Source organism: Modicisalibacter sp. (genome assembly GCF_055145905.1).
Map to the genome: position 1 here is coordinate 116,104 of NZ_JBSREH010000025.1, position 18,507 is coordinate 134,610.

Annotated in this window: 20 protein-coding genes; 13 read left to right on the forward strand and 7 right to left on the reverse strand. The window is 64.1% G+C overall.

Features of this window, described 5'->3' with window-relative positions; translation table 11 throughout:
• The first annotated feature begins 60 nt into the window (after nt 1-60).
• The 6 genes from clpP to ACTCB7_RS08845 all read left to right on the forward strand — a co-directional run bounded on the left by clpP (nt 61) and on the right by ACTCB7_RS08845 (nt 8,735).
• Nucleotides 61-681 (forward strand): ATP-dependent Clp endopeptidase proteolytic subunit ClpP, encoded by a 621-nt coding sequence (clpP, locus tag ACTCB7_RS08820; RefSeq protein WP_163649401.1) that lies wholly within the window; start codon nt 61-63, stop codon nt 679-681.
• Nucleotides 682-748: 67 nt separating this feature from the next.
• Nucleotides 749-2,026, forward strand: coding sequence for an ATP-dependent Clp protease ATP-binding subunit ClpX (gene clpX, locus ACTCB7_RS08825; RefSeq protein ID WP_163649402.1), 1,278 nt, complete (start codon nt 749-751; stop codon nt 2,024-2,026).
• Between the two features lie 164 nt (nt 2,027-2,190).
• Entirely contained in the window at nt 2,191-4,599 is a 2,409-nt protein-coding gene (lon, locus tag ACTCB7_RS08830; RefSeq protein WP_463006359.1) for an endopeptidase La, read from the forward strand.
• Between the two features lie 178 nt (nt 4,600-4,777).
• A complete protein-coding gene (gene hupB, locus ACTCB7_RS08835; protein WP_463006360.1) occupies nt 4,778-5,050 on the forward strand; it encodes a nucleoid-associated protein HU-beta in 273 nt (90 codons plus the stop codon).
• A gap of 187 nt (nt 5,051-5,237) precedes the next feature.
• Nucleotides 5,238-7,073 carry a SurA N-terminal domain-containing protein gene (locus ACTCB7_RS08840; protein ID WP_463006361.1) on the forward strand — a complete coding sequence of 612 codons (1,836 nt, stop codon included), beginning with the start codon at nt 5,238-5,240 and terminating at the stop codon, nt 7,071-7,073.
• 228 nt (nt 7,074-7,301) lie between these two features.
• Nucleotides 7,302-8,735, forward strand: a complete 1,434-nt coding sequence (locus ACTCB7_RS08845) for an NAD-dependent succinate-semialdehyde dehydrogenase (RefSeq protein WP_463006362.1) — start codon at nt 7,302-7,304, stop codon at nt 8,733-8,735.
• A 76-nt stretch (nt 8,736-8,811) separates the two neighbouring features.
• On the opposite strand, the gene ACTCB7_RS08850 is transcribed toward ACTCB7_RS08845, so the two are convergent.
• Genes ACTCB7_RS08850 through queC form a run of 4 tightly spaced genes read right to left on the reverse strand, consistent with a single transcriptional unit; the run spans nt 8,812 to nt 11,295 of the window.
• Nucleotides 8,812-9,108 carry a YkgJ family cysteine cluster protein gene (locus ACTCB7_RS08850; protein ID WP_463006363.1) on the reverse strand — a complete coding sequence of 99 codons (297 nt, stop codon included), beginning with the start codon at nt 9,106-9,108 and terminating at the stop codon, nt 8,812-8,814.
• A complete protein-coding gene (locus tag ACTCB7_RS08855) occupies nt 9,105-9,950 on the reverse strand; it encodes a 6-carboxytetrahydropterin synthase (RefSeq protein ID WP_463006364.1) in 846 nt (281 codons plus the stop codon). The genes ACTCB7_RS08850 and ACTCB7_RS08855 overlap by 4 nt, the downstream gene beginning before the upstream one ends.
• Nucleotides 9,950-10,600 (reverse strand): 7-carboxy-7-deazaguanine synthase, encoded by a 651-nt coding sequence (queE, locus tag ACTCB7_RS08860; protein ID WP_463006365.1) that lies wholly within the window; start codon nt 10,598-10,600, stop codon nt 9,950-9,952. The genes ACTCB7_RS08855 and queE overlap by 1 nt, the downstream gene beginning before the upstream one ends.
• Nucleotides 10,601-10,602: 2 nt before the next feature.
• Nucleotides 10,603-11,295, reverse strand: coding sequence for a 7-cyano-7-deazaguanine synthase QueC (gene queC, locus ACTCB7_RS08865; RefSeq protein WP_463006366.1), 693 nt, complete (start codon nt 11,293-11,295; stop codon nt 10,603-10,605).
• A 370-nt stretch (nt 11,296-11,665) separates the two neighbouring features.
• Here queC and ACTCB7_RS08870 point away from each other — a divergent pair, with 370 nt between their 5' ends.
• On the forward strand, nt 11,666-12,076 hold the full coding sequence (locus ACTCB7_RS08870; RefSeq protein ID WP_224415061.1) for an SRPBCC family protein: 411 nt from the start codon (nt 11,666-11,668) through the stop codon (nt 12,074-12,076).
• Between the two features lie 65 nt (nt 12,077-12,141).
• On the opposite strand, the gene ACTCB7_RS08875 is transcribed toward ACTCB7_RS08870, so the two are convergent.
• The 3 genes from ACTCB7_RS08875 to flgA form a co-directional block, all read right to left on the reverse strand.
• Nucleotides 12,142-12,591 (reverse strand): flagella synthesis protein FlgN, encoded by a 450-nt coding sequence (locus ACTCB7_RS08875; RefSeq protein ID WP_463006367.1) that lies wholly within the window; start codon nt 12,589-12,591, stop codon nt 12,142-12,144.
• Nucleotides 12,592-12,626: 35 nt separating this feature from the next.
• Nucleotides 12,627-12,899: a flagellar biosynthesis anti-sigma factor FlgM gene (gene flgM, locus ACTCB7_RS08880; protein WP_463006368.1), complete on the reverse strand. Its 273-nt coding sequence runs from the start codon at nt 12,897-12,899 to the stop codon at nt 12,627-12,629.
• A 109-nt stretch (nt 12,900-13,008) separates the two neighbouring features.
• Nucleotides 13,009-13,725: a flagellar basal body P-ring formation chaperone FlgA gene (gene flgA / locus ACTCB7_RS08885; protein WP_463006369.1), complete on the reverse strand. Its 717-nt coding sequence runs from the start codon at nt 13,723-13,725 to the stop codon at nt 13,009-13,011.
• Nucleotides 13,726-13,884: 159 nt separating this feature from the next.
• On the opposite strand from flgA, the gene flgB reads away from it, so the two are divergent.
• The 6 genes from flgB to flgG all read left to right on the forward strand — a co-directional run bounded on the left by flgB (nt 13,885) and on the right by flgG (nt 18,455).
• Nucleotides 13,885-14,298, forward strand: a complete 414-nt coding sequence (flgB, locus tag ACTCB7_RS08890) for a flagellar basal body rod protein FlgB (protein WP_463006370.1) — start codon at nt 13,885-13,887, stop codon at nt 14,296-14,298.
• A gap of 4 nt (nt 14,299-14,302) precedes the next feature.
• Nucleotides 14,303-14,710, forward strand: a complete 408-nt coding sequence (flgC, locus tag ACTCB7_RS08895; protein ID WP_224421028.1) for a flagellar basal body rod protein FlgC — start codon at nt 14,303-14,305, stop codon at nt 14,708-14,710.
• 35 nt (nt 14,711-14,745) lie between these two features.
• Nucleotides 14,746-15,432 (forward strand): flagellar hook assembly protein FlgD, encoded by a 687-nt coding sequence (gene flgD / locus ACTCB7_RS08900; RefSeq protein ID WP_463006371.1) that lies wholly within the window; start codon nt 14,746-14,748, stop codon nt 15,430-15,432.
• Between the two features lie 48 nt (nt 15,433-15,480).
• A complete protein-coding gene (gene flgE, locus ACTCB7_RS08905; RefSeq protein WP_463006372.1) occupies nt 15,481-16,821 on the forward strand; it encodes a flagellar hook protein FlgE in 1,341 nt (446 codons plus the stop codon).
• A gap of 69 nt (nt 16,822-16,890) precedes the next feature.
• Nucleotides 16,891-17,646, forward strand: a complete 756-nt coding sequence (gene flgF, locus ACTCB7_RS08910) for a flagellar basal-body rod protein FlgF (protein ID WP_224421031.1) — start codon at nt 16,891-16,893, stop codon at nt 17,644-17,646.
• 26 nt (nt 17,647-17,672) lie between these two features.
• Nucleotides 17,673-18,455 carry a flagellar basal-body rod protein FlgG gene (gene flgG / locus ACTCB7_RS08915; RefSeq protein WP_463006373.1) on the forward strand — a complete coding sequence of 261 codons (783 nt, stop codon included), beginning with the start codon at nt 17,673-17,675 and terminating at the stop codon, nt 18,453-18,455.
• Nucleotides 18,456-18,507: the final 52 nt, after the last annotated feature.

Sequence of the window (18,507 nt, forward strand, 5' to 3'; positions counted from 1 at the left end):
GCGACTGTCGGTCGGCAAGCCAGGATTATCCCAATCACCGGATGTTAAGGGTGTCACGCAATGGGCAATGAGTTCGATATTCAAAACGCCGGCGGCCTGGTCCCCATGGTGGTCGAGCAGAGCGCGCGCGGCGAGCGGGCGTACGACATCTACTCCCGCCTGCTCAAGGAGCGTGTAATCTTCCTGGTGGGTCCGGTGGAAGACTACATGGCGAATCTGGTGGTGGCACAACTGTTGTTCCTCGAGTCCGAGAACCCGGACAAGGACATCCACCTGTACATCAATTCGCCCGGTGGCTCGGTGACCGCGGGGCTGTCGATCTACGACACCATGCAGTTCATCAAGCCGGACGTTTCCACCGTCTGCCTGGGGCAGGCGGCCAGCATGGGGGCGCTGCTGCTCGCCGGTGGCGCCAGGGGCAAGCGTTTCTGCCTGCCGCACTCGCGGATGATGATTCACCAGCCGCTGGGCGGCTATCAGGGCCAGGCCTCGGATATCGAGATCCACACCAAGGAGATTCTCAATATCCGTCACAAGCTCAATCGCATTCTGGCGGATCACACCGGTCAGGACATCGACACCATCGCCAAGGATACCGACCGCGACAATTTCATGGACGGGGAGCAGGCGGTGGCCTATGGCCTGATCGACGAGATGCTGGAGAAGCGGCCGGTATCCTGATAGCGTAAATCCAACCCTGCATATCCAGGCGGCCCGCCAGGGGCCGTCGCCGTAAAGAGGTACGCGAATGGCCGACGGCAAAGGCAAGGACGAGGGCAAGCTGCTGTACTGCTCGTTCTGCGGCAAGAATCAGAACGAGGTACGCAAGCTGATTGCTGGCCCCTCCGTCTACATCTGCGACGAATGTGTCGATCTGTGCAACGACATCATTCGCGAGGAAGTCCTCGAGGCCGACGCCGAGGGCGACGAGGATCGCCTGCCGGCTCCGCGCGAGATCCGCGACACCCTCGATGACTACGTGATCGGTCAGGATCGCGCCAAGATGGTGCTTTCCGTGGCCGTCTACAATCACTACAAGCGGCTGCGGGCCGGCGGCAAGTCCGACGATGTCGAGCTCGGCAAGTCGAACATCCTGCTGATCGGGCCGACCGGCAGCGGCAAGACGCTGCTCGCCGAGACGATGGCGAGGCTGCTGAACGTGCCCTTCACCATCGCCGACGCCACCACGCTGACCGAGGCGGGCTACGTCGGGGAAGATGTCGAGAACATCATCCAGAAGCTGCTGCAGAAGTGCGACTACGATGTCGAGAAGGCGCAGAAGGGCATCGTCTACATCGACGAGATCGACAAGATCTCCCGCAAGTCGGACAACCCGTCGATCACCCGTGACGTGTCCGGCGAGGGGGTTCAGCAGGCGCTGCTCAAGCTGATCGAGGGCACGACGGCCTCGGTGCCGCCCCAGGGCGGGCGCAAGCATCCCCAGCAGGAGTTCCTGCAGGTCGATACCGGCAACATCCTGTTCATCGTCGGCGGTGCCTTCGCCGGCCTGGACAAGGTGATCCGCGATCGGGCCGAGAAGGGCGGCATCGGCTTCAATGCCGCCGTCAAGAGCAAGGACTCCGATCAGGGGGTCGGCGACATCCTCACCGGCGTGGAGCCGGAGGACCTGGTCAAGTTCGGCCTGATCCCCGAGTTCGTCGGGCGCCTGCCGGTCATCGCGACGCTCACCGAGCTCACCGAGGATGCCCTGATCCAGATCCTCACCCAGCCGAAGAACTCGCTGATCAAGCAGTACGCGAAGCTCTTCGAGATGGAGAACGTCGAGCTCGACTTCCGCGAGGACGCCCTGCGTGCCGTGGCTCGCAAGGCGATGGCGCGCAAGACCGGCGCCCGGGGCCTGCGCTCGATTCTCGAGTCCGTGCTGCTTGATACCATGTACGAGGTACCTTCGCTGGAAGGCGTGACCAAGGTGGTGATCGACGAGTCGGTGATCGCCGGCGAGAGCGATCCGCTGCTCATCTACTCCTCCTCCGAGGAAGGCAAGGTCGCCAACAAGGACGGCTGAGTCGAGGCTGTTTCCGAACGGGGGGCCGCCAGGCCCCCTTTTCGTTTCCCGCGTCCCGGCAGCCGCCGTCCCGGTTGCAAAGTGGTCGCGCCGCCCCCATTGTTCATTCCAGCCATGAGCCGCTCAGGCGGCCCAACCATCCGATTCGTGAGGAACTGCCTGCAATGCAGCAGAACACCGAACAGACACAGAGTCTGCCCCTTCTTCCGCTGCGGGATGTGGTTGTCTACCCGCAGATGGTGATCCCGCTCTTCGTCGGTCGCGAGAAGTCCATTCAGGCCCTCGAGGCGGCGATGGAAGCCGACAAGCGGATCCTGCTGGTCGCTCAGCGCGAGGCCGGGCAGGATGATCCGGATGCCGGTGATCTGTTTGCGGTGGGGACCGTGGCCGACATCATGCAGCTGCTCAAGCTGCCGGACGGCACCGTCAAGGTACTGATCGAGGGGGCCTCCCGGGCCGACATTCGCCAGCTCGGCCAGGCGGAAAGCGGTTACAGCATTGCCGAGATCACTCTGCGCGAGAGTCAGCCGCTGACCGAGCGTGAGCAGGAGTCGCTGGTGCGGGTGCTGCTCAACCAGTTCGAGCAGTACGTCAAGCTTTCCAAGAAGGTGCCCAACGAGGTACTGAGCTCGCTGCAGGGCATCGAGGACCCGAGCCGGCTGGTCGACACGATCTGCGCGCACCTGTCGTTGAAGATCGGCGACAAGCAGGAACTGCTCGAGATGGATCGCGTGCGGGATCGCATCGAGCACCTGATGGCGCTCATCGAGTCCGAGATCGATCTGCTGCAGGTCGAGAAGCGCATCCGCTCCCGGGTCAAGGAGCAGATGGAGAAGTCCCAGCGCGAGTACTATCTCAACGAGCAGATGAAGGCCATCCAGAAGGAGATGGGCGAGCTCGAGAATGTGCCCAACGAGGCAGAGAAGTACGAGCAGTTGATCAAGGATTCCGGCATGCCGGCAGAGGCTGCCGAAAAGGCCAATCAGGAGCTCGGCAAGCTCAAGATGATGGCGCCGACCTCGGCCGAGGCGACCGTGGTGCGCTCCTACCTCGACTGGCTGGTGGCCGTGCCGTGGAAGAAGCGGACCCGCGTCAAGCATGACCTGGCCCATGCGGTGAAGGTGCTCGACGAGGACCATTACGGCCTGGAAGAGGTCAAGGAGCGCATTCTCGAGTACCTGGCGGTCCAGAAACGGGTCAAGAAGCTCAAGGGGCCGGTGCTGTGCCTGGTGGGCCCGCCCGGGGTGGGCAAGACGTCGCTGGGGCAGTCGATCGCCCGGGCGACCAACCGCAAGTACGTGCGCCTGGCGCTGGGTGGCGTGCGCGACGAGTCGGAGATCCGCGGCCACCGGCGGACCTACATCGGCTCGCTGCCGGGCAAGGTCGTCCAGCGCATGACCAAGGCCGGCGTTCGCAACCCGCTGTTCCTGCTCGACGAGGTCGACAAGCTGGGTGCCGACTACCGCGGCGACCCCTCCTCGGCGCTGCTGGAGGTGCTGGACCCGGAACAGAACAACACTTTCAGCGATCACTACCTGGAGCTCGACTACGACCTCTCGGACGTGATGTTCATCTGCACGGCCAACTCGATGAACATCCCCGGCCCGCTGCTCGATCGCATGGAAGTGATTCGTCTGCCGGGCTATACCGAGGACGAGAAGCGGGCCATCGCCGAGCGCTATCTGGTGCCCAAGCAGCTCAAGGCCAACGGCCTCAAGGACGAGGAGCTGCGCTTCTCCGACGAGGCGCTGCTCGAGCTGATTCGCTACCACACCCGCGAGGCCGGGGTACGCGAACTCGAGCGCCAGATCGCCAAGGTCTGCCGGAAGGTGCTGCGCGAGCGCCTCGAGAAGGAAGCCAAGGAAGGGGCGCAGGCGCCGCAGCTGCTGGCCGCCGCGGACATTGAGTCCTATGCCGGGGTGCGTCGCTACAGCTACGGCCTGGCCGATCAGGAGAATCAGGTCGGGCGTGTCACCGGGTTGGCCTGGACCTCGGTCGGGGGCGAGCTGCTCAATATCGAGTCGGTGGTCACGCCAGGTAAGGGGCGTGTCAACAAGACCGGGTCGCTGGGCGATGTCATGAAGGAATCGGTCGATGCTGCGCACACCGTGGTGCGCGCACGGGCCGTACCCATGGGAATCGACCCGGAGCGCTTCGAGAAGGAAGACCTGCACATCCACGTGCCCGAAGGGGCGACCCCCAAGGATGGACCGAGTGCCGGTATTGCCATGGTGACGGCCATGGTCTCTGCCTACACCGAGCGTCCGGTTCGTTGCGACGTGGCGATGACCGGTGAGGTGAACCTGCGTGGCGAGGTCATGCCGATCGGTGGTCTCAAGGAGAAATTGCTGGCGGCACGGCGCGGTGGTATAAAGACCGTGCTGATTCCAGAGGAGAATCGTCGGGATCTCAAGGAAGTTCCCGATAATGTCAAGGATGCCCTGGACATTCGGCCTGTACGCTGGATCGATGAAGTTCTCGACATTGCTCTGGTCGATGTGTCCGGTGGTGATAGCGACGAAGGTCGTGTCGAAGAGACCTCGTCCACCCGCAGCATGATAAGCACGCATTAAGCCGATTTAAGCCGTCATGCCGGTGCGGAAAGCCCGGTATGGCGGGCCTTGGCGCCGAAGGTTGGTTGACAGTCGTTCCTGCACGTTGCTATAAATTGCTTTTTGCTGTGATCGTGCAAGGCCACCCGCTTAATCGCGCCGATTTCCAGTAATTTCCGAAACAGTCAAGGGGTGAAGTGTGAATAAATCCGAGCTGATCGAAGCCATCGCTGCTTCCGCCGATATTCCCAAGGCGGCGGCCGGTCGTGCCCTGGATGCAATGATCGATACCGTGACCGACTCCCTGAAGAAAGGCGACTCCGTGGCCTTGGTGGGCTTCGGTACCTTCACCGTCAAGGAGCGTGCCGCACGCACCGGTCGCAATCCGCAAACCGGCCAGCCGATCGAAATCAATGCCGCCAAGGTGCCCAGCTTCAAGGCGGGCAAGGCGCTCAAGGACTCGGTCAACTGAGTCCCGATTTCCACGGAATGACGCCGGGGACAGCGGCCAGATCAGTGCGCGGATGATTGATTTGTGATGCTCAGCATCCCCCTTGGGCCAGAAGTGGTTTCCCGGTATCCGTTGTCAGGCGCATCGCATCCGCGATGCGCCTTTTTCGTTAGTGAACTTGTCGAATAACACTGCATCCGAGGCCAGCATGCTGCAACAAATCCGGGACCGCTCTCAGAGCATGATCGCCAAGGTTATCGTCGGGGCCGTCATCGTCGCGCTCGCCCTTTTCGGTATCGAGTCCCTCGTCAACCTGTTCACGCAAGGCTCCGACAACGTCGCCGAGGTCAATGGCGAAGGCATCAGCCGGCAGGCGGTGGAGACGGAGGTGCAACGCGCGATTCGCTCAGGCCAGGTGCCGGCGGATCAGGAAAGCGACGTGCGCAAGCAGGTCATCGAGCAGCTCATCAGCCAGTCGCTGCTCGATCAGTACGCGGCTGACGGTGGCCTCTATCTGTCCGATGGTCAGCTCGATCAGGTCATTGTCAATCGTCCCGAGTTCCAGGATCAGGACGGCAAGTTCTCCGCCGACCTGTTCCGCAACCGGCTGGCCCGTGCCGGCTACACGCCCCTGGCGTTTCGCCGCCAGCTCAAGCAGGACCTGCAACGCCAGCAGATCCAGCAGGGGCTGGCCGAGAGCGAGTTCCTGCTGCCGTCGGAGCGCCGTCAGCTGGTCGCCCTGCAGAACCAGACGCGCAGTTTCCGCTACGTGACGCTCACGCCCGATGATCTCGAGCAGCCGGTGACCGTCACCGCTCAGGAAGTCGAGGATTACTACCAGGCGCATCAGGCGCAGTTCAAGCGTCCCGAGCAGGTTCAGCTGAACTATGTCGTGCTCGACCAGTCGGCGCTGGCCGACGACGTCAAGGTCGATGACCAGGCGCTGCGTCAGGCCTACGAGCAGCGCAAGAGCGAGGCGCCGCGTCGCATCGCGCACATCATGGTGAGCTTCGGTGATGCGCGTACCCGAGAAGAGGCCAAGGCGCGTCTGGAAAAGGTGCGTCAGCGTCTCGAGCAGGGCGAAAGCTTTGCCAAGCTGGCCGCCGAGTACTCCGATGACAAGACCACCGCCGACAAGGGCGGCAAGCTGGGCGTGATCAGCCGTGGCATTTTCGGCAAGGCGTTCGAGGATGCCGCCTTCTCCCTGAAGCCGGGCCAGATATCCGGCATCGTTGCCACGGACAATGGCCTGCACCTGCTCAAGGCGACGGGCATCGATATCCCCGACTTCAACGCGATGCGTGACTCGCTGCGCCAGAAGCTAGCCATGCAGAAGGCCGAGGAGCGTTTCAACGAGAAGGCCCAGCAGCTGATCGACGAAAGTTTCTCTGCCGACGATCTGGCCAGCGTGGCGAAGGATCTGGGGCTCGAACTCCAGCACAGCAACTGGGTATCGCGCGATTCGGCCGATGGCGTGCTGGCCGAGCCGGGCGTGATGGATGCGGCCTTCAAGCCCGACGTGCTCGAGCAGGGCTACAACAGTGACGTGATCGAGCTGGATGACCAGCGCCGCCTGGTATTGCGCGTGACCGATCACCGTCCGGCAACGACGCTGCCGCTGGATGACGTTCGCGACCGGGTGCGCAGCGCGGTGACCACGGAAAAGACCCGGAACGCCCTGAGCGAGCGGGCCGCTCAGCTGGCCGGTGCGCTCGAGGCCGGGAAGGCGCCGGCGCTGGACTGGCAGACGGTCGACTCGATGACACGTCGCCCCCAGAATACCGAGGTTCCGCAGGCGGTCATCGATCAGGTGTTTCGTCTGCCGCGGCCGGGCGAGACCGGCCAGCCGGTCTATGGTCGGGCGGTGCGCGATTCGGGCGTGGCACTGATCGCCCTGAATCAGGTGACCACACCGGATGGCCAGGATAGTTCGGATCGTCAGGCGGCACTGGCGGCGCGGCTGGCAGAGCGCCTGCGAGCCCAGGCCGCCATCCAGGGGCTGCTGGAATCCCTGCGCGAGAAGGCGACTATCGAACGTCTCTAATGGTTCATCCTCGAACGGAGCGTCCCTGATCGGGGCTCAATGGTAGACAAGCAGGGGGGCGCGATCAGGTCGCGCCCCCCTGCTTGCATATGGCCGTCGGGTTTCAGCCCCGGATCCGTCGGGTGTTCATGGTGACGGCTTGAAAATGCTCATTAACACCCTAACTTTATTTGTCAGGTGACGGGGTTATCGGCCCCGGTCCGTTCCATTTCGTCAAAAGGAAACGCCATGTATTCCGATGTACAGCTCCATATCGATGGTCAATGGCGCGATGCCGTCGCCGGCAAGACGCTGCCCGTGATCAATCCGGCGACGGAGGAAGTCATCGGCCATATCGCGCACGCCGAGCAGGCGGATCTCGATCTGGCGCTGGCGGCGGCCGAGCGCGGCTTTCAGACGTGGAAGGCAACCTCGCCGTTCGAGCGCAGCAAGGTTCTGCGCCGGGCGGCCGAGCTGCTGCGCGAGCGGGCCGATCACATCGCGCAGGTGATGACGCTCGAGCAGGGCAAGCCGCTGGCTCAGTCGCGCGGTGAAACCTTGGGCGCGGCCGATACCATCGAGTGGTTTGCCGAGGAGGCACGGCGTACCTACGGTCAGGTGATTCCGTCGCGTCAGTCCGACGTGCAGCAGTTTGCCATCAAGACGCCGGTAGGCCCGGTGGCGGCGTTCACGCCCTGGAACTTCCCGATCAATCAGGTGGTGCGCAAGCTGTCGGCAGCCCTGGCGGCGGGCTGCTCGTTCATCGTCAAGGGCCCCGAGGACACACCTGCCGCGCCTGCCGAACTGGTGCGCGCCTTCGCCGATGCCGGTGTGCCGGCCGGTGTGCTCAACTTGGTCTACGGGGTGCCGGCGGAGATTTCCGAGTACCTGATACCACACCCGGCCATCCGCAAGATCTCCTTCACCGGTTCCACCGCGGTCGGCAAGCACCTCGCCGCCCTGGCCGGACAGTACATGAAGCGCGCGACCATGGAGCTCGGTGGCCATGCGCCGGCCATCGTGTTCGCCGATGCCGATCTCGATGCCGCCGCCAGGGAGCTTGCCGGTGCCAAGTTCCGCAATGCCGGCCAGGTCTGCATCTCGCCGACCCGTTTCCTGGTCCATGAAAGTGTCTACGAGACCTTCATCGACAAGTTCGTGGCCGCCGCCCGCGAGATCAGGGTCGGAAACGGCCTCGAGGAGGGGGTGACCATGGGGCCGATGGCGCACCAGCGCGGGCTGGAGTCCTTGGAGCGCTTCGTCAACGATGCGGTCGAGAAGGGCGCGAAGGTGCGTCTCGGCGGCAAGCGTCGTGACGGCAGGGGCTTCTTCTTCGAGCCGACGGTGCTCAGCGACGTGCCCATGGAAGCGCGGGTGATGCACGAGGAACCGTTCGGCCCGCTGGCCCTGGTCATGCCGTTCTCCACTTATGAAGAGGCGGTCAAGGAAGCTAACCGTCTGCCCTATGGCCTGGCGGCGTATGCCTACTCCCGAGCCAATGCCACCGTCACGGCACTGGGACGCGATATCGAGAGCGGCATGCTGACCATCAATCATATCGGGCTGGCGCTGCCGGAAACGCCGTTCGGCGGCATCAAGGAGTCCGGCTACGGCACCGAGGGGGGCAGCGAGGCGATCGAAGCTTACCTGGATACCCGTTTCGTCACCCAGGCGGCACGCTGAACTCGCTCCAAACCTGACCACCTTCCGACCCCGGCGCTATCGCCTGGGTTCTTGTGTCCGGTACTGGCGGGCGTGTTCAGGTGAGCGTTTCCAGCAACGTGATGCGCTCGAGGGCGTCGTGGCGCTCGCTGCCGCAGACATCGACATCGAAGGTGAAGTCCCGACAGACCGCCGGGCGCACCGGATCGCCGAACAGGCGGCACAGGTTGTGCTCGTCGAGCTGCACGCAGCGCACGCCTGCCGGTTTGCCGCCGGGCATGCCGGGAATCGGCGAGCTGATCGACGGGGCAATACAGCAGGCACCGCAGCCGGGGCGACAGGCTGCGTCCTGTTCAGCCGGGTTGCCGGGTGTCATGGCGGGCGAGCGACTCATGGCCCGGCCTCCGCCAGGGCGCCCTTGTCGATCCCCTCGAAGGCCTGCACGCGCACCCGCTGGCCGGGGGCATGGTGCCGGGCGGTCTGCTCGGCCACCCAGCGGGCGATATGCTCGACGGTGGTCGGGGTCGGCAGGATCTCGCAGCGCTCGGCAGGCAGACGCAGATAGAAATGCCCCTGACGCGCGGAATAGCGGATCGCGGTGCTGCCTGCCTCGCTGTCGGGCTCGCAGTCTTCCGCGTGCAGCAGATAGCGGTCGTCGAGGTATTCGCCCCAGTGGTGCTCCAGGTCCGGACGCCGCCGGCCAGCGCACCAGATGTGCAGCCGTGAGCGATGGCCGTGGGCAATGCGCTGGCAATTGCCGTCGTGGTGCTTGAGCCCGTGGCTGTAGGTGTAGGCGCCGGCGGCATCGATTATCTCGTCGCGCAGCATGACCTCCACACCATCGACGCGGGGCGGGGCATGTCGCGTCAGCTGCTCGCTCAGGTGGGTGGCCAGCCGTTCGCGATCGATGCGTGCCCAGGGCAGCAGGGTATAGGCCTGGCGCGGTGCGCGGATCTCCATCGGGTAGGGGGCGGTGGTGCGGACCATGAGCCCCTCGCGGCATTCGCTCACCGTGACGCCCGCGGCTGCGGTCGGTACCAGCAGGGTATGGTCGGGGCCGTCATCGATGACGGTCTTGATCCACGGCTTGACGCCGCCGAAGTCGAAGAGCATGCCATCCTCGCCGAGCTTGCCGTGGAGGGCGACGTCGACGTGCCAGCTGACGCCGATCAGGCCGCGCTCCGGGCTCCACAGCGAGGCATCCAGATGGCTCAGGCCGTTGACGAACAGGGTCATCAGTCGATTCCCAGTTGCTTGTGAGTCTGCAGCGACAGGTGCCATTGGGGGTGCGCGAGGCAGAAGGCCAGGCTGGCCGCCAGCGGGGATTCGTCATTCGCCATGCCGGCGGGACGGGTATCCATCGGCTGCAGGTAGAAATGTCGAAAGGCGAGATCGGCGAAGCGTGCCGGTGGCGCGTCCGGCTGCGGATAGACCAGCTTGAGTTCGTCGCCCCGGGTGATCGTCAGTTCGGCCCGGCCCTTGGGGCTGACGCACAGCCAGTCGATTCCCTCGGGGGCCGGCAGGGTACCGTTGGTCTCCACGGCGATCTCGAAGCCCAGTGTATGCATGGCAGCGATCAGGGCGGGATCGAGCTGCAACAGCGGCTCGCCGCCGGTAAAGACCACGTACGGGACGGCACGCTCGGTGCCGTCAGGCCACAGTTCAGCCAGGTGCGTCGCCAGCTGTTCGGCATCGGCAAAGCGCCCGCCGTTCTGGCCGTCGGTACCGATGAAGTCGGTATCGCAGAAGCGACAGAGGCTGCCGGCTCGATCGCGCTCCCGGCCCGACCAGAGATTGCAGCCGGTGAAGCGGCAGAACACGCTGGGGCGCCCCGTGCGGGCCCCTTCGCCCTGCAGTGAATAGAAGGCTTCCTTGACGCTGTACATGATCAGCGCCCCGTGGCGGCGTAGGGCAACGGGTCGACCTGTCCATGCGCGGCGAAGGCCGCGAGGCGTTCCCGGCAGCTGCCGCACTCGCCACAGGCGGTCTCGCCACCCTGGTAGCACGTCCAGGTCTCGGCGTAATCCAGCCCCATGGCCAGGCCGTCGGCGAGAATATCGGCCTTGTCGGCATGCAGGTAGGGCGCCTCGATCGTCACCGGCGAGAAATTGGCGATGGCCGCGACATCGTTCATGCGTGCCAGGAACTCGGGGCGGCAATCAGGATAGAGTACATGGTCGCCGCCGTGCGCGCCGTAGAAGCACACCTCGGCACCGATGTTGACCGCCTTGGCGATAGCCAGCGACAACAGGATCATGTTGCGGTTGGGCACCACGGTGGCGGTCAGGTTGTCCTCGGCGTAGTCGCCGTCGGGCAGGGCGCGCTCGGCATCGGTGAGCGCCGAGTTGTCGATCAGCGGGTGGATGGCCTGAATATCGACGACCTGATGGGCGATGCCCAGTTGCTCGCAGACGCGCCGCGCCGCGTCCAGCTCCCGGTCATGGCGCTGGCCGTAATGGAAGGAGAGCGCGTGAAGCTCGAAGCCTTGGCGCAGGGCGTGGTGCAGCACGGTGTAGGAGTCCATGCCGCCGGAATAGATGACGACGGCCCTGGCGGGCGTCGATAGGGTAGTTCGGGTCATTTGGGGTCCTGCCGGAGAATTTATGGCCGTGGGTCACGGTTCCGGGGTCCGGGCGTCCGGATGGCCGCCCGCGGGCGGCAGGGCGGCATTGTAACGGCAGGGCGCTCGCGGCTCCAGCCGTGGGCAGGGCTATCGCAGTTAGTCGTCGGCTCGGGACTGATCCGTCGGCAGGCCTGCGAGGGGGCGCTGTGAACCCTTCCCTGGGCGCTACCGACGCCATCCGTGGCGTCGGACCCCCTCCTCGACCTGCCCCCGGCGCTCCTCGCCCTGCCTAACTGCGATAGCCTTACAGCCGTGGGCGTCGGGCTGGCACTGGTCCCCGGCAATGCGTACCCTCGGGCGAGAGCTTTCACCGCAAACAGGGACAGGCATGCCGATCATTGAACACAGCGCTGTATTGCCGGCGCCGCCGGAGCGCGTCTATCCGCTGCTCGCCCGGGTCGAGAACTTCGTCGACTATTCCGACATGATCACCTCGATCGAGCCGCTCGGCGAGGATCGCTATCGCTGGCAACTTCATGTCATCGGGCGTGACTGGCAGTTCGATGTGCAGGTGGTCGAGCGTCACGAGCCCCGCGTGCTGGCCTGGGAGTCACTTGCGGGGGTGGCCAACCAGGGGCGTTACACACTGGTTGCCGTGCCCGAGGGTACGCGGGTCGAACTGTGCGTCAGCTATCAACTGGGCAACCGGTGGCTGGCCAAGGCGGTCGACAAGGCGGCGACCCCGCTGGTGAATCAGGTCAGTCGCCAGATCCTGTCACGTGTGGAGGCGCGGCTGTAGAGGCGCGTCAGCAGGTAGTAGGCCTGCCGGCGGCGTGTGGCCGATGCCGAGCGCGTGGCGGTGTCTCAGGCCCGGGAGCTGATGCCGCGGCTCCCCGGGCGGGCCTGGCCGTTGGGGCCGTAGAGACTCTTGCTCGCGGTGTCGTTGAGAAAGCGCAGGATGCGATGGTTCTGGGTCATGCGCGCTTCGATGAGTATGCCGTTGCGTTGATTGAGCTGCTTGGCGTGCAGGGCGCGTTCCAGGAAACGCTGCCACGTCGGCTGGCAGCCGGCATCGATGGCCGCCTGTTCCGAAGCGCGGCGGGTGTCGCCGTAGCCGAGGGTTTTCATAGCATTGCGACGCTGGGTTTCCAGTGATTCCAGACGCGCCATGTGAGCTTGCTTGTCGCTGGCCTGTTGCTGCAGCTGCTCGCCGTCGACATCGGCCTGAGACAGCGAGCGATGCTCGGTTTCCAGCAGCTCGATAAAGGCGTCGAGATGCTTGAGTTCACGTTCGAGATGCTGGGCCAGGCTCATGCTCGGTCTCCGGAGTTCAAAGGGGCGCCGCGACGTCAGTCGAGCAGGTCGCGTACGCTCTGGATGAGGCCGTCGGCGATGCGCTCGGGCCGAATCTCGAGCCGTCCCTCGCTGATCGCCTGACGCACCTCGGCCACGCGCGCGGTATCGATGTCGCGGGTGGCATCCTGGGTTCTGTCGCTCAGATGTGCCACCGAGGTGGCGCTGGCGCCCCGGGTATCGCCGTCCTCGGCGCGCGACGGCTTGCCGGTCCGGGTGGCGTCACTCTGGGTGGGGCGCTGCAGGGGATGAGAACCATCGATCTTCACGGGGCACACTCTCTTTGGGCATCGGCTTTCCCTGTTTATCGACGGACGGCGGGAAAACTTTAGCCCGTGGCTGCGACTGGGCGTGCCATCAGTGTAGTGGTGCGGTCCCTCATAAGTCGATGGCGAGTCGGCGCGGGCCGATGACGCGTCCCCTCAGGATCTTTCGATCCCCGGCGCGCACGCGAACCTGCTCGCCCATGGCGCCGTTGTCCAGCGCCTCGGCCTCTCGACTCACTTCGAAGCCGGGCCCTCTGGCGATCACCGTGACGCGTTGTCCACGTTTGACCAGGTCCCTGGGATGCAGCTGGTAGGCGCGCAGCGGCCTGTCGGCTTGCAGCCGGCTCGTCGCGACCTGGCCGACGATGGCCCCGGGATCGCGAACGATGTCCCTCGGCAGCTTCTCGAGTCGCCCTTCCGCGAGCTGCAGGTCGTTGCGGGCGATAACGCTGCCACGGTCCAGGTCATGGGCGACGGTCACGTAGCGTACACGCACCGACACATCGGCCTGCAGGTAGCGGGTCTGCCGGCGTCCGCCGGGACCCTCGCAGTGCACGCCCACCGAGACTCGCCCATAGTGCCGTTGCCCGTTGTCGGGCAGAAAGGGCTGCGGGTCATCGCAGTGGCTGAAGACGGCCGACGGCGTATGGACCTTGACGCCGGCCACTTCGCCGAGTTCGCCGGCCTGCCGGGTCAGTAGCTGGGTGACGCGCTGGGTCAGTACATCGCTGGTGGCATCGGCCCCCCCGGAAAACAGCAGACCGAATATCAGGGCGAAGAAGATTGTCCCCCGTGGCCAGACCTGCCGCTGCCGGATTGATTGGCGCATGGCTTCCCCCCTGATCGTTGCCGCCAGATTCTAGGCCCCGACACCAGCGATCAAGCGCGGAAATGGTGCCCAAACCGGGGGCTGTTTCGGCCTTTGTCATGACAAGGGGGCGTCTATTCTCGCAGGCTGAAATTTCCCCATCCAAGGCAGGGGCCGGACATGATCGATCAGCTCGAGGGGGCGCTGCGCTACAACCAGGAGGCGCTCAACCTGCGTGCCGAGCGCCAGAAGGTGCTGGCCAGCAACATCGCCAACGCCGATACGCCCAACTACAAGGCACGCGACTTTGACTTTGCCGGCGAGCTGTCGCGCGTCATGCAGCAGGGCCGGGGCGATGATGGCGGCCTGTCGCTGTCGCGCACCTCGAGCCGTCACATTCCGGCCCATGCGCCCGCCGCGACGTCGCTGGATCTGCGCTATCGCGTGCCGGACCAGCCCAGCCTGGACGGCAATACCGTCGACATGAACCGGGAACGGGCGGCCTTCGCCGACAACTCGGTACGTTATCAGGCGGCGCTGACCTTCATGAAACGCCAGATTCAGGGCCTCAAGTCGGCCATGCAACCGGAGTAAGCCGATGTCCATGTTCAGCATCTTCGATATCTCCAGCTCGGCAATGAGCGCCCAGTCCAAGCGCATGAACGTGACCGCCAGCAACCTGGCCAACGCCGACAGCGTGGCCGGGCCGGACGGCGAGCCCTATCGCGCCAAGCAGGTCATCTTCGAGACACGCTCGGACGTCACCAGCGGCGTCGGCGGGGTACAGGTCAGCCGGGTGGTCGATGATCCCAGCCCGATGCGGCGCGAGTATCGGCCCGACAGCCCCATGGCCGACGATCAGGGCTACGTCACCATGCCCAACGTCGAACCGGTCGACGAGATGGTCAACATGATTTCCGCCTCGCGTTCCTACCAGGCCAACGTCGAGGTGATGAATACCAGCAAGTCACTGATGCTCAAGACACTGAGTCTGGGCGACAACTGATCGGCCCGGTTTCGTCCATTGTCAGGAGGCCCCGCATGGCCAACACCATCGACCCGAGCGTGCTCAACAACATGAACCTCGGCGCCGCCGCCAAGAAGGCGGCGGGATCGGGTTCGACCGAAGACCTCAGCAACAGCTTCATGACCCTGCTGGTAACCCAGCTGAAGAACCAGAATCCCATGAAGCCCATGGAAAATGCCGAAATGACCTCGCAGCTGGCGCAGATCAACACGGTCAACGGCATCAACCAGCTCAACGACACCCTGGATAGCCTCACCAGCCAGATCGATACCGGCCAGTCGCTGCAGGCGGCCGCGCTGATCGGCCAGGGCGTGCTGGTGCCGGGGGATCAGGTGCTCAAGAAGGACGACGCCACCACGCCCTTCGGCGTCGAGCTGGACAGCCCGGCGGACACCGTGAAGGTGTCCATCGTCGGCCAGAACGGCGAGGTGGTGCGCACCATCGACCCGCAACAGGTGGGCGCCCTGCAGGCCGGCACCCAATCCTTCGTCTGGGACGGCACCCGCAATGACGGCACCACGGCACCGGACGGCGCCTATCGCGTGCGTGTCGAGGCTACCCAGGACGACAAGGCCGTGCCGGTCACCGCGCTGAACTATGCCCAGGTCAACGGTGTAGTCACCACCGACAGCGGCCCGCGGCTCGACCTGGGCGCGATTCGCGGGCAGGTCGGGCTGGATGCAGTCCGCCAGATTCTTTGAGTCACCCTTTTAAAACAGAACATTCGGTATACGTAGGGGAAGGCAATCATGGGTTTTTCACAGGCACTCAGCGGGGTCGGTGCGGCCTCTCAGCAGCTCGACGTCGTCGGCAACAACATCGCCAACTCGCAGACCTCGGGTTTCAAGAGCTCGTCGGTGCAGTTCGCCGACGTGTTCGCAAACAGCCAGATTGGCCTGGGGACCCGCGTCTCCGGCGTTCTGCAGGACTTCAGCAACGGCAATCTGGAATCCACTGGACGCAATCTGGATCTGGCGATCACCGGCAGCGGCTTCTTCCGCTTCGAGCAGGATGGCCAGGTCGGTTATTCTCGCAACGGCCAGCTGACCATGACCGCCGATGGGGATCTGGTCAACGCTCAGGGCGCTAAGTTGATGGGCTATGGCCTTTCGGGTGGTCCTTTTTCGAAGGTCGTGACCGGCGGGCAGCCGGTTGCATTGAACATCCCGTCTGACGATATGCCGGCTCAGGCGACTGGAGTGGATACTGGAGTCAAGGCCGTCTACAACCTGGACGCCAGTGTTGATCAGAATGACAGTTCCGCTCTGAGCACTGTCAATCTCACTGCGCAGCTGGATGACAACTCGGGGCAAAAGCTGGACGTCCCCGTTGATTATAATTATTCAAACAGCTTTACTCTTTATGATTCACTGGGTAATCAGCGTAATGCTACCGTCTATTTCAAGAAATCTGGGGATAACACTTGGCAAAGTACCTTGGCAGTAGATGGGGTCTTGTCAGCCAGTAGCTTTACAGATAGTAATGGCGATGGTGTGAATGATACGGCCCAGCTTAACAATCAATTCACAATGAACTTTGACCCCAACGGGTCGTTGGCCGGAGTGTTGCAAAACGGAACACTTACGACTCCTGCTGCCACTCCTTCTATAACATTCAATAGTGACCAGCTTGGAGGCGGCGCGGACCAGTTAAACTTTGATTTTTCTTTAGCGGGAACGACCCAGTTCGCCAATGATTCTACCCAAAATTCCTTGGTCCAGGATGGTTATACATCGGGCTCTTTGATCGGTGTCAGTGTGGCTGATGATGGTACAGTCATGCGCAACTACACGAATGAGAAGTCGGTAGCGGCAGGCAAGATTGCCATGGCCAACTTCCGTAACCCGGAAGGCCTCAAGGCTTCCGGCGACAACATGTGGGCAGCAACTGAGTCCTCGGGGGCCGAGGTGCTGGGCACCGCCGGCGTCGGTCAGTTTGGCGGCATTGCACCGGAAACCCTGGAGCAGTCCAACGTCGACCTGACCCAAGAGCTGGTCAACCTGATCATCGCCCAGCGCAACTATCAGGCCAACACCAACTCGATCCGTACCCAGTCCGAGGTGATGGACCAGATCGCGCAGCTGCGCTGATGTCGTGGGCCGCCGGGCCGGCGCCTTGCCGGCCCGGGGGAGCAACTGTCCAGCCGGAAACCCAACAGCATGGATCGTCTTCTCTATACCGCCATGAGCGGCGCCCGCCAGAGCATGGACCAGCAGGCGGTGATCAACAACAACCTGGCCAACGTGACGACCACGGGCTTTCGCGGCCAGCTCAACGCCATGCGCGCCGTGCCGGTGCAGGGCGAGGGCCTGCCCACGCGGGCTTCCGTGATGGCCTCCACGCCGGGCAGCGACTTTTCAGCCGGGCCGCTGAACACTACCGGTCGGCCCATGGACGTGGCGATCGACGGCGATGGCTGGCTGTCGGTGCAGACGCCCGATGGCGAGGCCTACACCCGGCGTGGTGACCTGCAGGTCGATGCCAATGGCGTCGTCAACGTGCAGGGCCGCCCGGTGCTGGGCGTCAACGGGCCGATCGTGGTGCCGCTGGGTGCGGATGTGCGCATCGGCAGCGACGGCACGCTCAGCGCCCAGGTGCCGGGGACAGACCCGGTGGCGCGGGGGCCGGCCGGGCAGCTCAAGCTGGTCAATCCGCAGCCCGGTGATCTGGTGCGTGGCGACGATGGCCTGTTCCGCCCCCGGCCCGATGCCAACGGTCAGGCGCCGGCGGCCCTGCAGGCCGATGACACCGTGCGGGTGGTGAGTGGCGCGCTCGAGGGCAGCAACGTCAGCCCCACCGAGGCCATGGTGGCGATGATCGACAGCGCGCGCCGTTACGACATGCAGATGAAAGTGATTTCCAGCGCCGACGAGAATGCACAGCGGGCCAACAGTCTGCTGTCCGTCACCAGCTGAGTATCGATTTCCAGGGAGCCAACGAAATGATTCGATCGCTGTGGACCGCCAAGACCGGTCTCGAGGCGCAACAAACCCAGCTGGACGTGATTTCCAACAACCTGGCCAACGTCAGCACCAACGGCTTCAAACGCTCGCGGGCGGTCTTCGAGGATCTGCTCTACCAGAACCTGCGTCAGCCCGGTGCCCAGTCGACCGTGCAGGACAACCTGCCATCCGGCTTCCAGGTCGGCAGCGGGGTGCGCCCGGTGGCAACCGAGCGCCTGCACACCCAGGGCAATCTGGAGAACACCGAGAATTCCCGGGACCTGGCCATCAACGGCAAGGGCTTCTTCCAGGTCCAGCGCCCGGACGGCAGTACCGCCTATACCCGGGATGGCAGCTTCCAGGTCAACCAGAACGGCCAGCTGGTCACCGCCAGTGGCTACCCCATTCAGCCGGCCATCTTCATTCCGCAGAACGCGCTGTCGGTATCGGTCAGCCGCGACGGTATCGTCTCCGTGACCCAGCCTGGTACGACTCAGTCGACGCAGGTCGGGCAGCTGGCGCTGGCGAACTTCAGCAACCCGGCGGGGCTCGAGAGCGTCGGCGAAAACCTGTATCTGGAAACCGATGCTTCGGGCCCGGTGGCACAGAACCTGCCCGGCAACAACGGTGCCGGGGTGCTGTATCAGGGCTATGTCGAAACCTCCAACGTCAATGTGGTGGAGGAGATGGTCGGCATGATCGAGACCCAGCGGGCCTACGAGATCAACAGCAAGGCCGTCGAGAAGTCGGATCAGATGCTGGCGCGCCTGGCCCAGCTGTAAACGCAGCGACATGATGAGACCCAACGCTCATGAGTGACCGGCTACCGCGAAT